Origin of the sequence: Levilactobacillus yonginensis (assembly GCF_003946265.1) — a bacterium.
Taxonomy (GTDB): domain Bacteria; phylum Bacillota; class Bacilli; order Lactobacillales; family Lactobacillaceae; genus Levilactobacillus; species Levilactobacillus yonginensis.
Genome location: NZ_RHNO01000016.1, coordinates 21,462 through 34,329 on the forward strand (window position 1 = coordinate 21,462; position 12,868 = coordinate 34,329).

Here is a 12,868-nt window from a genome sequence, read left to right on the forward strand (position 1 = left end):
AAATAGCCTCTTCTATCTCAATTATAATATGGCTATTTTAGCATAGTCATGGCGCTTAACCGCGTTTTCGGGCAAACTTTATGAAGCTTTAAATTAGCTTAACGCGACTGACCTATGTAACTGCGCCTATCTCAAACAAAGGGCGTGACCCGACTTTTGCCGACCCACGCCTGTTCAATCCACAATGACGCCTAGTGAACAATTTCTGGATTCATTTCCGCCGCAATTTCGTCGTGTAACTTTTCAGCTACTTGAGCACTTGGGCTGATGATAAAGATCGTATCGTGACCTGCCAACGTACCGGCAATTTCTGGTAAGTTCAAGTCATCAAAGATGGCCGCCAAAAGGTTACCGTTGCTCGGCAGCGTTTTCAAAATATTAACAAATTCAACTCGGGTCAGGCCCGTCACCACCTCGTTGATGGTCTCTCGCAGGTGTTCCTTCTCACTGCGATTGCCCGCTTTAAAGATTGTATAACGCAGGTGACCATGACCATCTTGGGCCTTTACAATCTGCATTTCACGAATGTCTCGTGAAATGGTGGCCTGCGTCGCCTGAATACCGACATCCTCCAGATGATCCATTAATTCTTCCTGAGTTCCAATGGGATACTGATTAATTAATTGCTCAATGCGCGCTTGGCGAATACTTTTCTTCATGACGACGACCCTCCCGCATAAAATTTCACTAAGTATAACAAAGGATGCGGAAAAACGCCACATGTCTCTGCATATTTATAAAGCAAGTGTACCAAATATTCGTTTTTAACGCAAAAAAACGAATCGTTGACTACCCATCTTGCTTACGCTGGAGAATCAAAATTAACGACTGAGCGCATACCTTTGGCGCCAATATCTGTTCGGAAAATCAAATTACCGGTAGGCACCCGTTCAAGTTGCTGATAAACGCGTTGTTGTGCGGTTGCTAAATCGGCCCCGTGCGCGCTTACTAACATGACCCGGCCACCAGCACTGACTAGCTGGTTAGGTTCCCCCTGCACGCCCGCATAATTGGCCCCGGCAATGGTCGGCACTGCCACGCCTAATTGCGGACTGCCAGGATATCCTGGTGCCGCCAACACGACCCCCAAATAAGTTTCATCTTCTTGCCAGGTTAACTGCGGTTCCTGATGCGCCATCAGGTCTTGGATGGCCTGGTAAAAATCACTGGTCACCTGTGGGAGGATAATCTGCGTTTCCGGATCACCCAGCCGCAAGTTGTACTCAACCACCTGCACGCCCGCGGCCGTCAAAATACCACCCACATAAAGAACGCCGTTAAAACTTAAACCTTCTCGTTTCAGGCCTGCCAAAGTAGGCGTAATCACACGTTGAATAGTCTCTTGAATAATTTCAGATGTAATCTGGGGAACTGGTGAATATGCCCCCATTCCGCCCGTGTTCGGTCCTTCATCGTGATCGCGTAGTCGCTTATGATCCTGTGCCGTTGGTAACAAGCCATATTGCTCGCCCCCCACCAACACCATCTGCGAAAATTCAAAACCACTCATAAATTGTTCGATAAGCACCGTATCGGTCGTTTCAAAGGCTTGTGTTAAGGCATCGGTAGCCATCAAATGATTAGTCGCAACCGTCACACCCTTGCCACTTGCTAACCCGTCCACTTTGATCACCTGTGGCAGCGGTGCTCGTTCACTGTAAACCAATGCAGCAGCAAGGTCGTGAAATAATCGATAACCAGCGGTTGGAATGCCATTTCGCTGCATAAATTGTTTGGCAAACACCTTGGAGCTCTCAAGCTGGGCAACGGTTTGCGACGGGCCAAAGACTGCTAAATCAGCCGATAAAAAGGCGTCAACAATCCCTGCTGCCAACGGCGCCTCAGGACCAATGAAGGTTAAATCAATTTTTTGGTTACGAGCAAACGCAATGAGGCCCGCAAAATCTAACTCATCAATCGCAACTAGCTGAATTTGATCAGCCACCATCCCCGGATTCCCCGGTGCACAAAAAACCGTCGTTACTTGTGGACTTGCTAGCATGGTCTTCGCAATGGCATGTTCCCGACCACCGCCTCCCACAATTAATACCTTTGCCATTTTCGTTTCATCCTTTTTAAGTTTTAGTGGCTTCCGCACGTTAATTTCGAACACTTACAGGACTCCGTCATCAATTAAACGTTGAAGGACTATCGGATATAAGTCATGTTCAGCGTCATGAATCCGAATAGCCAGTGACGCAACCGTATCATCCGCCTTCACTGGTACCGCCCGTTGAGCAATGATTTCACCTGTATCAACCCCAGCATCAACAAAGTGAACCGTCACGCCAGTTTCATGAACACCCGCTGCCAAGGCGTCTTCAATTCCATGCCGTCCAGGAAACTTCGGTAACAACGCCGGGTGTAGATTCAGGATTCGATGCGGATAACCCTGCAACAATGTTGAACCTACGATTCGCATATAACCAGCCAATAGAACCGCATCCACCTGGCTTGCTTTCAATTCCCGCAAAATCAGGGTCTCAGCTGCGACCTTATTTGGGTATGCATGAAAATCCACAATCAGCGTCGGAATACGAGCTGCCCGAGCGCGTTGAACCACTGGTGCTTGCTCATGATCACACACAAGCAGGACGATTTCAGCTGGGATTTGTCGCTCCTTAATTGCCTGATTCAAGGCAACAAAATTGGTTCCCGTGCCAGAAGCAAACACGGCCAAACGTTTAGTCATGGCCGGCCTCCTTAAAACTGACGGCAGGACTGTCAACGCTATCTGGATTATTAATTGCCACTGACCCCACCTTATAAGCTGGTTGGCCATTAGCCTTTAAACTAGCCATGACCTCGGGGACCTTGTCTGCATGAACGACTAACACCATCCCTAACCCAAGATTAAACGTCTCACGCATATCAGTTGACGTTAAATTACCAGCTTTTTCCAGAAAGGTCATGACCGCCGGCACCGGCCAGCTGCCAAGTGTAAATTGTGCTTGTAAACCATTGGGAAGCACCCGCGCAACGTTTTCAACTAACCCGCCACCCGTAATATGCGCGATACCAGCGACTAGCTTCCGCTCAAGCAATGGTCGTACTTGGTTCACGTAGATTGCCGTTGGTCGTAACAATTCTTCCTGTAACGAATGCCCTAGCTCTGGTATCTCCTGAGTTAACTGATAATCATTTTGTTTAAATAAAATGTCTCGCACTAAACTAAAGCCATTGGCGTGCAAACCGCTTGAGGCTAAACCAATCAAAATATCACCAGGATAGACCCTTTCTGGGTGAAGCAGATTGGCCTGAGCAGCCAGTCCCACTGCAAAACCAGCCAAATCATAGTGGTCCTGACCATACATATCGGGCATTTCGGCAGTCTCACCACCAATCAAGGCGACGCCAGCCTCACGACAACCAGCTACGACACCTTCAAGAATATCGGCAACACGCTGTTTTTCCGTATGGCCTAAGCCTAAGTAATCTAAAAAGAACAACGGGCGAGCTCCCTGTGCTAAAACGTCGTTGACACACATGGCGACCAAATCAATCCCAATTGACGTATGTTGGTGCGCAGCAATGGCAACCAACAACTTAGTGCCGACACCATCGGTTCCCGCCACCAAAACTGGGTCCTGACCCGTATCAGCTAATGGTAAAGGAAATAGCCCCCCAAAGGCCCCCAATTGTGCATTACCGCTCATCTCTTTGACCGTTTTTAAAACTTGGTACCCTGCATTAATATCAACGCCGGCTTTTTTATACGCATCACTCACGTGCGTCCCCCCTTTTTGGTTATTGTCGCTTTGCCTGACGAATCTCTTCATCATATTCTGCCTGATAGTCATACAGGGGTGTGGGGTAATCCCCATTAAAATAAGCCATGCAGAGACCACCATATGGTGCCGATGTTGGTAATCCCACGGCGTCAATGACACCTTGTTCACTCAAAAATCCTAATGAATCTACCCCTAAACTTTGTCGCATTTCGGCAATACTTTCCTGCGCAGCAATCAATTCCTTCGTTGTTTGAATATCGATTCCGTAAAAGCAAGGATATTTCAGCGGCGGAGACGCAATTCTTAAATGCACCGACTTGGCACCAGCATCCTTCAATAGTTTAACAATTTGTCGGCTCGTGGTTCCACGAACAATTGAATCATCAATCAAGATAACTCGTTGACCAGCCACCACACCCTTAACTGCAGAAAGTTTCATTCGAACCCCCCGTTCGCGCAGCTCCTGGGTGGGTTGAATAAAGGTTCGCGCTGAGTATTGATTCTTGATCAAGCCCATTTCATACGGTAATCCACTCGCTTCCGCATACCCACTGGCAGCGGAGAGCGATGAATTAGGCACACCGACAACAATGTCAGCATCCACTGGTTGTTCCTTAGCCAGTTGCGCACCCATGCGCTTACGAGCGGAATGCACGTTCACGCCGTAGATGTTAGAATCTGGGCGGGCAAAGTAGATGTACTCCATTGAACAAATGGCAAGCTGAGTCTCCGTGGTATAGTGGTCAATTTTAAGCCCAGAATCGTCAATCGTTAGTAATTCGCCCGGTTGTACATCGCGAATAAAAGTTGCCCCCACCGCATCTAAGGCACAGGTCTCACTGCAGACGACAATTCCGCCAGTTGGTAATTCACCAACGACCAGTGGCCGTAACCCATTTGGATCTAATGCCGCGAATAGCCGATCATTTGTCAACAACAGGTAGGCAAAGCCGCCATGAATCTCCTGCAAAGCTGCTTTGACCTGTTCCTGCAACGTAGGAGCTTGGCTCCGACGAATCAAGTGCATCAAAATTTCACTGTCAGAACTCGCGTGAAAGATGGCGCCAGCTTTTTCCAACTCACCTCGCAAAGTCATAGCATTCGTTAAATTACCGTTATGAGCCAGAGAAAACTGTGCGTCACTAAAATTAAATTCTAAGGGCTGAATATTCTCCAAACCGTGATTACCTGCGGTTGCGTACCGGACATGGCCGACCGCCGCTGTTCCTTGTAACCGTTCCAAACGACGGGGATCACGGAAAACATCTGCTAATAACCCTAATCCCCGTTCAGAGCTTAGGTTGCCCGCATTATTCGCCGTAATTCCTGCGCCTTCTTGACCACGGTGTTGCAAGGCATGCAACCCAAAGTAAGTTAAGTTAGCCGCATCTGGCGTTCCCCAAACCCCAAAAACACCACATTCTTCATTGAGGCTTTTTATTTCAGTAGACACGGTAACGCCTCCTCCCACAGCTGTTTTGCAGCACTGACCGGAACATCAAACGCTTGATCAGCAGTTTGCACGTATAACCGATCCGCTGCCGTCACTTCTCCCAAATAAGTCGCCCGTGACTGCATTTGATTTTCAAAAGCAATCCGGTTTGCTTGAGATACTGACACCACGAAACGAGACTGGGTCTCCGCAAAGAAGTCCACCGATCGTAAATCACTGGTTAGGCTCACCCCTAAATTGTTCCCAAAACAGGACTCGGCAATGGCCACAATCAAACCGCCCTCTGCAGCATCGTGTGCGCTGGCAACTAGTCCAGCTTGAATTGCGTCAAGTAATAGATCTTGATTCTGCTTCTCAACCGCAAGGTCAAAGTCAAATAACGTTCCTGAAATGCGACCGGTCAACATCTTCTGTAACTCACTACCGTTAAAATCGGCATGCGTGTCGCCGAGAACGTAGACCGCATCCCCTGGCTGTTTAAAGTCCTGAGTTGTAATATCCCGTTGATGCTTGATTAGCCCAACCATCCCAATCATTGGCGTTGGGTAGATGGGTTGTCCATTCGATTCGTTATTCAACGAAACGTTTCCTGAAATAACGGGCGCATTGAAGAGCTTACAAGCTCGACTAATCCCCTGAGCAGATTCATCTAATTCATAAAATTGTTCCGGATTTTCAGGATTCCCAAAATTCAAACAATCCGTAATCCCTAGTGGCACACCGCCCGAGGCCACAATGTTGCGGGCTGCTTCGGCAACCGCCATCTCACCACCAACACGCGGATTCAAGAATAAATAGCGACCATTCACGTCCGTCGTCATCGCCAATGCCTTATCTGTTTGTCGAATTCTCACAACCCCCGCATCCGAACCGGGTTGTACCACCGTATTAGTCTGAACTTGTGAATCATAAGTCCGATATAGTGACCGTTTCGATGCAACGGTTGGTTGTTGGAGGAGCTGCTTTAGGGTGGTCGTTACATCCGTGACTACTGGCATGAACTGAGCCTTTGACTGCTGAGCCAGTCGTTCAGGCACCTTTTTCTCCCGTTGATAGACGGGGGCATCACTAGCTAGGGCATCTACTGGCACATCAGCCACTAACTTCCCCCGATGCCATAACCGGTACTGGTGGCCAGTTGTCACGTGACCAATCGTTGCCGCGTCGAGACCATACTTTTCAAAAACAGCGTAGATTTCCTTCTCGGCACCCTCCCGGACACACAACAACATGCGCTCTTGAGATTCCGATAGCATCAATTCAAATGGCGTCATGCCGCTCTCACGTTGCGGGACTAAGTCTAAATTCAGCTCCAAACCACTGCCGGCCTTAGACGCCATTTCAGCAGATGAAGACACTAAACCCGCCGCACCCATATCCTGGATACCAACCAAGCTCTCGCGGTGATCATGAATGACCTCTAAACAGGCATCCATGAGAAGTTTTTCCATGAATGGATCACCCACTTGAACGGCAGAACGTTGCGCAGCCTTGGCATCGTTGAATTCCGCTGACGCAAACGACGCACCACTGATGCCATCACGCCCCGTCTTAGCACCAACGTAGATGACACTATTACCTACACCGGTCGCCTGTCCCTTCTGAATATCGGCCTGATTTAAGATACCAACACACATCGCGTTAACTAAGGGATTTTTCTGATAACTGGCATCAAATGCAGTATCCCCACCAATAGTCGGAATACCAATGCAGTTCCCGTAGCCACCAATACCGGCAACCACCTGTGATACCAAATACTTCGTCGATTCATCAGTCAATTCACCAAATCGTAAACTATCCAATAACGCAATCGGCTTTGCGCCCATTGAAAAGATGTCCCGGATAATCCCACCGACACCGGTGGCTGCCCCCTCATAAGGTTCGATAGCCGAAGGATGATTGTGACTTTCCGCCTTAAAAACGACTGCCTGTCCATCACCAATATCAATAATGCCAGCGCCTTCCCCGGGGCCGGCCACGACCTGGTCTCCCTGAGTCCAAAACTTCTTCAGGACCGGTTTGGAGTTCTTATAAGAGCAATGTTCACTCCACATGCCAGAGAACAGTCCGGCCTCCGTGTAATTCGGTAGCCGACCTAAAACTTTTTTGGAAATCAATTCATACTCAGCGTCTGACAATCCCCACTCGCGATAGATATGATCATCACGTAAGGCTTCTGGCGTTGGCTCTGTATTCTTAAGCATGGACACCCTCCCGTTGATGACTGAGTAATGATTGAAAAATTCCCAGTCCAGCAGTTGAACCCAGAATCGTTTCCACAGCCCGTTCTGGATGCGGCATCATTCCTAAAACATTGCCCTGCCGATTCATAATTCCAGCAATATTGGCGACACTTCCATTAGGATTGTCGACGTATTCAAACACAATTTGGTGATGGGTGCGTAACTCTGCCAAGGTGTGCGCATCACAATAGTAATTTCCTTCACCATGAGCAATTGGCAGTGAAATTTTTGTTTGATTCCCATAAGCGGTAGTGAACATCGTACTCGGATTACGGATGATCAGTTCGCTGGTTTGACAGATAAACTGGGCGGATCGATTAGCTTGCAGCGTACCTGGTAATAACCCGGCTTCCGTCAAAATCTGAAACCCGTTGCAGATTCCCAATACTGGTTTCCCAGTAGCAGCGAAGTCCTTAACCGCTGCCATAACTGGTGAAAACCGGGCAATAGCACCACTCCGCAAGTAATCGCCATATGAAAAGCCCCCGGGTAAAACGACCGCATCGTAGCCTTCAAGGTTCGTAGCCTGCGCCGAGACCAAATCAGCCGGAACGTTCAAAATATCCCGCAACGCGTTAACCATGTCATAATCACAATTAGAACCAGGAAAGGCTGGTACGGCAAACTTCATAACTTAATCCTCCACTTCCACAATTTTGATTTGATAGGTCTCCATATTTACATTTGCTAATAGTCGATCGCACATTTCATCGACTTGCGCTTCAATTGGTTGGCCATTCCCCGTAACCTTAAGTTCAAAGTATTTGCCCATCTCCACTGACTGAACGTTACCGTAACCCAACCGATGAAGGGCATCGTTAATGGCTTCCCCTTTAGGATCTAAAATTGATTCTTTATACGTAACGGTGACTTTTGCTAAATAAGTCATTCGGGACTCCCTTCAACGGCACTGAGCCGATCTAATACTTCTTGGTAAACGGTTGTTAAGGAACCTAAGTTTTTACGGAAGACGTCCTTATCCAACGATTTTTTTGTTTGCTTATCGACTAAACGACAGCTATCCGGAGAAATTTCATCTGCTAATAGAACCTGTCCGTCCATTGTCAGGCCAAATTCCACCTTGAAGTCCACCAGTTGAATCCCCATTTCATCGAAAATGGCCTGCAGGCGTTGATTGATTTGGCCCGCCTGACGCTTCATTTCAGCCAAATTTTCGAGACTGACCAAACCCAATGCTGAAATTTGTGACTCATTAATGAATGGATCATCCAGTTCATCACTCTTGTAGAAGAACTCCATGACTGGTGGAACCAACGGCTGCAGATAAGCTACGCCAAATTTCCGCTCAAAACTTCCTGACGCAGCGTTTCGAACCACTGTTTCCAATGGAACCATCTTGACCCGTTTAACTAGTTGAACGTACGCCGACGGTTGTGCAATAAAGTGATTCTGAATACCATGTTTGGCTAAATCTTGGAAAATCAAACTAGAAATTCGATTATTCAGTAATCCCTTCTGTTCAACAACGACCTTACGCTTACCGTTTAGGGCCGTTGCCTGATCCAGGTAGTCCACCCATAAAACTTCTGGGTCGTTCGTCGCGTACATCTTTTTAGCCTTACCGGTATAAAGTAACGCACCCTTTTCAATCGTCATGTCGTTAATGTTCTCCCTTCAATTGCGCCAAACTTGCTAACAGTTGGTTCACATCTGACCCTAACACCGTCACGTGCCCCATCTTACGTTGCGGTTTGATTTTCGCCTTACCATAATCATGAAAATGCCACGTTGGTTCCGTTACTAATGTTTGACGAGCTACGGTTAAATCTGCCCCCAGTAAATTACGCATGACGGCCGTTTGTGCCAACGTAATGTCAGGAATCGGCAACCCACAAATACTGCGGATATGCGCCTCAAACTGCGAGACGTTACATGCCTCAATTGAGTAGTGACCAGAATTGTGCGGCCGGGGAGCCATTTCATTGACCAGTAGGCGACCATCCTCGAGGACAAAGAACTCAATTCCGAGCACCCCACGTAACGTCAACGCTTGAGCAATCGTCGTTGCAATCTGTTGGGCCTGACGATGAACCGCAGGACTAACCGCAGCCGGCGCAATCGTCGTATGCAAGATGTGTCGGTGATGCCGATTCTCCGCCAGTGGAAAGGTTACCACGCGACCGTCCGCTTGCCGGGCAACCATCATAGCGACTTCTAGTTTGAACGTCTGGCGAGCTTCTAAGATACACGGTACCTGCAATAGATCTAGTGCTTCAGCCGGTACTACGTCCGTCTCTAAATTCACTTGCCCGTGCCCGTCATACCCCCCTGCAGCAGTTTTTAAAATTGCTGGCGTCCCGATTTCTTGGAGTGCCGTTGTCAGTTCATTGCTGCTAGTCACAGTCGCAAACGACGTTACCGGTACACCGTGATCTTTGAGAAACTGTTTCTCACGCTGGCGATTCCCCGTGATGTGCAGTAAGGCTGTCCCCTGTGGCAATTTGGTATGTGCCTGCGCGGCTTTGAGTGCGTGCTCATCCACATTTTCAAACTCATACGTTAAAACGTCACTGCGTTGTGCCAAGGTCATTAACGCTTCATAGTTCTGATACTCGGCCACAATTTGAAAATCAGCGACCTGTCCAGCGGGCGAAGCCGGTGTAGGGTCCAACACCCCCACATGATAGCCCATGGCCTTTGCCTGTAAGGCCAACATTTGCCCCAATTGACCACCACCAACGATGCCAATCGTAGCCGGTGGCAAAATAACGTCCTTAGAACCGTTGTTCACTCTCTTCCGCCTCCCGTCGTTGCTGCTGCCGAAAGTTCCGCACCGCCAACTGAATATTTACATCCTGTAATCCTAAAATCTGGGCCGCCAGTAACGCTGCGTTCTTTGCTCCCGCTGAGCCAATGGCCATCGTTGCCACTGGCACCCCGCCAGGCATTTGGACGATCGACAGTAGCGAGTCCATCCCCTGCAACGCGTGCGACTGAATTGGCACGCCAATCACTGGTAACAATGTATTGGCCGCCAACATTCCCGGCAAATGGGCGGCACCCCCGGCACCGGCAATAATTACCTGCAAGCTCCGTTCGAGTGCCTGCTCTCCGTACGATTGAAGAGTTGCTGGCATTCGATGGGCCGAAATCACGCGCCGTTCATAGCTGATTCCCAGTGACGTCAACAACGCCGCTGTCTGTTGCATTGTTGGCCAATCCGAAATTGACCCCATGACTAATCCCACTTGTACCATGTCAATTCTCCTTCATCTATTTTGAGCTTAAGTTTAGCAACTCCCACGTCCGGTGTCAACGAATTTAAGAACTTTACTTGGTATAATCTTTTTAATATTCGTGTTTGATTATAGTCAACACTTTGTTACTAATAATCAATTAATCCTGACCCTGTGTTGGTAGCTCATCTGGGCTATTTCAGCTAGCATATCTATTTATAAAGGAAACCAACTATCCTCACAATATACGAACTTTAAAATATAACATCTGCAATGTATTTATGATAACAAACATGATTAACGGCAAAATAAAAAGGACACCAACTAAATGGCATCCTTCCTACGTCATGCATATTTCAACTTACATTTCATCTGGTGCTTGCACGCCTAAGAGACGTAAACTTTCCTTCAAGACCGTCGAAACCGCCTTAACCAGCGCTAAACGAGCTGGCAATTCAGCATCTTCCGTTAAAATCTTGGAATGCGCGTAGTACTTGTTAAAGGTCTTAGCTAAACGAATGGCGTACTTGGCAATCACTGAAGGTTCTAGTTCAGCACAAGCCATCTTCACAATTGCTGGGAAGTCAGCCAAAGTCTTAATCGTATCCCAAGCCTCTGGATCATCAATCTGATTACCAGCAGCTTGAACGTCGACCTTTCCGGCCTTCCGCAAGATACTTTCAGCCCGTGCGTGAGAGTATTGCACGTAAGGCCCCGTTTCACCTTCAAACTTCAACTGATCAGCCAGAACGAAGTCAATGTTGTTGGTCCGTTCGTTCTTCAAATCACCGAAGACAATGGCCCCAACACCAACTTGACGAGCAACTTCGGCCTTATTTGGTAAGTCCGGATTCTTTTCGTCAATTTCTTCGCCGGCTAATTTAACGGATTCTTCCAGTACCTTTGCCAACAAGATGATCCGACCAGAACGCGTTGATAATTTCTTACCATCAACGGTAATCAGACCAAATGGGACGTGTTGCAGGTTGTCAGCGGACTTGACGCCCATTTCTTGCAAGACAGCCTTCAATTGCTTGAAGTAATAGGTTTGTTCGGAGCCAACCACGTATAAGTTCTTCGCTGGTGCGTAAGTCCGGTCACGGTAAAGGGCCGTGGCAATGTCACGCGTGATGTACAGAGAAGCCCCGTCACTCTTCAAAATCAGTGCTGGGTTAAGGTCATACTTACTCAAATCAACCACTTGCGCGCCTTGAGATTCGACCAACAAATTCTTATCCTTCAGAATTTGCACAACTTCTGCCAACTTGTCGTTGTAGAAGGCTTCACCATTGTAGGTATCAAACTTAACGCCTAATTCATCGTAAACGTCGTTGAATTCTTGTAAGGAAGCTTCACGGAACCATTCCCACAAATGATGGGCTTCTTCATCGCCATCTTCCAACTTCTTAAACCATTCACGGGCCGTGTCGTCCAGTTCAGGCTTGTCGACGTCTTCCTTATGGAAACGAACGTAGTATTCCACCAGCTTGTTGATGGGGTCAGCCTTCACGTCGGCTTCGTTCCCCCACAGCTTGTAAGCCGTGATCAGCTTACCAAATTGCGTTCCCCAGTCACCCAAGTGATTGTCCTTGATTGGGTGGTAACCGTTCTTCGTCAAAATTTCAGCGATTGAATTCCCAATCACCGTTGAACGCAAGTGACCCATGGACATTGGTTTAGCAATGTTAGGCGAAGACATATCGATGGGCACGTTGCCGCCGTTGCCGGCTTCGTTTTGACCGTAACTGGCGCCATCTGTCAACACCGTGTTCAAGGTATCTTCACTGTAAGCACCCTTGTCAAAGAAGAAGTTCAGGTAAGGACCTACAACTTCGACCTTTTCAAACCCAGTTTGATCAAGCTTTTCGGCTAAATCCTGAGCAATTTGTTGGGGCGCACGGTGCAACACCTTAGCTAAAGTAAACGTTGGGAACGCCATGTCCCCCTTGTCAGAAGTCTTAGGACGTTCCAACTTAGCCGAAATTTCGTCGGCAGTCAGTTGGCCGTCTAAGGCAGTAGCTAAAGCTGCTGTAACTTTTTGTTTATAATCCATGCTATTTTTCCTCCCTGTAATTCGCTTCGTCAATGACATTGTGCTCTTAGTCTACACCATTCAACCGATGGGATAAAAAAACGTCCCCTACAAATAAAATTGTAAGAGACGAGAATTCCCGCGGTACCACTCTGATTGACTTAAAAGTCCACTTAAATGATTAATTTGATTGTCAGCAGTTGATCCGTTCC

General features: G+C 47.9%; 12 protein-coding genes. All 12 read right to left on the reverse strand.

Going from position 1 to position 12,868, the window contains the following annotated elements:
- Positions 1 to 191: 191 nt before the first annotated feature.
- Positions 192 to 659 (reverse strand): arginine repressor, encoded by a 468-nt coding sequence (locus tag EKM87_RS08845; RefSeq protein ID WP_125683904.1) that lies wholly within the window; start codon positions 657 to 659, stop codon positions 192 to 194.
- Positions 660 to 802: 143 nt separating this feature from the next.
- Positions 803 to 2,059 carry a phosphoribosylamine--glycine ligase gene (gene purD / locus EKM87_RS08850; protein ID WP_125683905.1) on the reverse strand — a complete coding sequence of 419 codons (1,257 nt, stop codon included), beginning with the start codon at positions 2,057 to 2,059 and terminating at the stop codon, positions 803 to 805.
- A gap of 54 nt (positions 2,060 to 2,113) precedes the next feature.
- Positions 2,114 to 2,692, reverse strand: a complete 579-nt coding sequence (gene purN / locus EKM87_RS08855) for a phosphoribosylglycinamide formyltransferase (protein WP_125683907.1) — start codon at positions 2,690 to 2,692, stop codon at positions 2,114 to 2,116.
- Positions 2,685 to 3,728, reverse strand: a complete 1,044-nt coding sequence (gene purM / locus EKM87_RS08860; RefSeq protein WP_125683909.1) for a phosphoribosylformylglycinamidine cyclo-ligase — start codon at positions 3,726 to 3,728, stop codon at positions 2,685 to 2,687. The genes purN and purM overlap by 8 nt, the downstream gene beginning before the upstream one ends.
- A gap of 19 nt (positions 3,729 to 3,747) precedes the next feature.
- A complete protein-coding gene (purF, locus tag EKM87_RS08865; protein ID WP_125683911.1) occupies positions 3,748 to 5,184 on the reverse strand; it encodes an amidophosphoribosyltransferase in 1,437 nt (478 codons plus the stop codon).
- Positions 5,169 to 7,388: a phosphoribosylformylglycinamidine synthase subunit PurL gene (gene purL, locus EKM87_RS08870; RefSeq protein ID WP_125683913.1), complete on the reverse strand. Its 2,220-nt coding sequence runs from the start codon at positions 7,386 to 7,388 to the stop codon at positions 5,169 to 5,171. Before purL ends, purF begins: the two co-directional genes overlap by 16 nt.
- Positions 7,381 to 8,058 (reverse strand): phosphoribosylformylglycinamidine synthase subunit PurQ, encoded by a 678-nt coding sequence (gene purQ, locus EKM87_RS08875; protein WP_125683915.1) that lies wholly within the window; start codon positions 8,056 to 8,058, stop codon positions 7,381 to 7,383. Before purQ ends, purL begins: the two co-directional genes overlap by 8 nt.
- Positions 8,059 to 8,061: 3 nt before the next feature.
- Positions 8,062 to 8,316 carry a phosphoribosylformylglycinamidine synthase subunit PurS gene (gene purS / locus EKM87_RS08880; protein WP_125683917.1) on the reverse strand — a complete coding sequence of 85 codons (255 nt, stop codon included), beginning with the start codon at positions 8,314 to 8,316 and terminating at the stop codon, positions 8,062 to 8,064.
- Entirely contained in the window at positions 8,313 to 9,044 is a 732-nt protein-coding gene (purC, locus tag EKM87_RS08885) for a phosphoribosylaminoimidazolesuccinocarboxamide synthase (RefSeq protein ID WP_125683919.1), read from the reverse strand. The genes purS and purC overlap by 4 nt, the downstream gene beginning before the upstream one ends.
- Before the next feature lie 4 nt (positions 9,045 to 9,048).
- Positions 9,049 to 10,179, reverse strand: a complete 1,131-nt coding sequence (gene purK / locus EKM87_RS08890) for a 5-(carboxyamino)imidazole ribonucleotide synthase (protein ID WP_125683921.1) — start codon at positions 10,177 to 10,179, stop codon at positions 9,049 to 9,051.
- Positions 10,163 to 10,645, reverse strand: coding sequence for a 5-(carboxyamino)imidazole ribonucleotide mutase (gene purE / locus EKM87_RS08895; RefSeq protein ID WP_125683923.1), 483 nt, complete (start codon positions 10,643 to 10,645; stop codon positions 10,163 to 10,165). The genes purK and purE overlap by 17 nt, the downstream gene beginning before the upstream one ends.
- Before the next feature lie 340 nt (positions 10,646 to 10,985).
- Positions 10,986 to 12,677: an arginine--tRNA ligase gene (gene argS / locus EKM87_RS08900; RefSeq protein WP_125683926.1), complete on the reverse strand. Its 1,692-nt coding sequence runs from the start codon at positions 12,675 to 12,677 to the stop codon at positions 10,986 to 10,988.
- Positions 12,678 to 12,868 lie beyond the last annotated feature (191 nt).

What these genes read in the sequence shown, in the direction of transcription:
- EKM87_RS08845 (WP_125683904.1), bottom strand. Translation starts at nt 659, where the DNA reads ATGAAGAAAAGTATTCGCCAAGCGCGCATTGAGCAATTAATTAATCAG.
- purD (WP_125683905.1), bottom strand. Translation starts at nt 2,059, where the DNA reads ATGGCAAAGGTATTAATTGTGGGAGGCGGTGGTCGGGAACATGCCATT.
- purN (WP_125683907.1), bottom strand. Translation starts at nt 2,692, where the DNA reads ATGACTAAACGTTTGGCCGTGTTTGCTTCTGGCACGGGAACCAATTTT.
- purL (WP_125683913.1), bottom strand. Translation starts at nt 7,388, where the DNA reads ATGCTTAAGAATACAGAGCCAACGCCAGAAGCCTTACGTGATGATCAT.
- purQ (WP_125683915.1), bottom strand. Translation starts at nt 8,058, where the DNA reads ATGAAGTTTGCCGTACCAGCCTTTCCTGGTTCTAATTGTGATTATGAC.
- purS (WP_125683917.1), bottom strand. Translation starts at nt 8,316, where the DNA reads ATGACTTATTTAGCAAAAGTCACCGTTACGTATAAAGAATCAATTTTA.
- purC (WP_125683919.1), bottom strand. Translation starts at nt 9,044, where the DNA reads ATGACGATTGAAAAGGGTGCGTTACTTTATACCGGTAAGGCTAAAAAG.
- purE (WP_125683923.1), bottom strand. Translation starts at nt 10,645, where the DNA reads ATGGTACAAGTGGGATTAGTCATGGGGTCAATTTCGGATTGGCCAACA.
- argS (WP_125683926.1), bottom strand. Translation starts at nt 12,677, where the DNA reads ATGGATTATAAACAAAAAGTTACAGCAGCTTTAGCTACTGCCTTAGAC.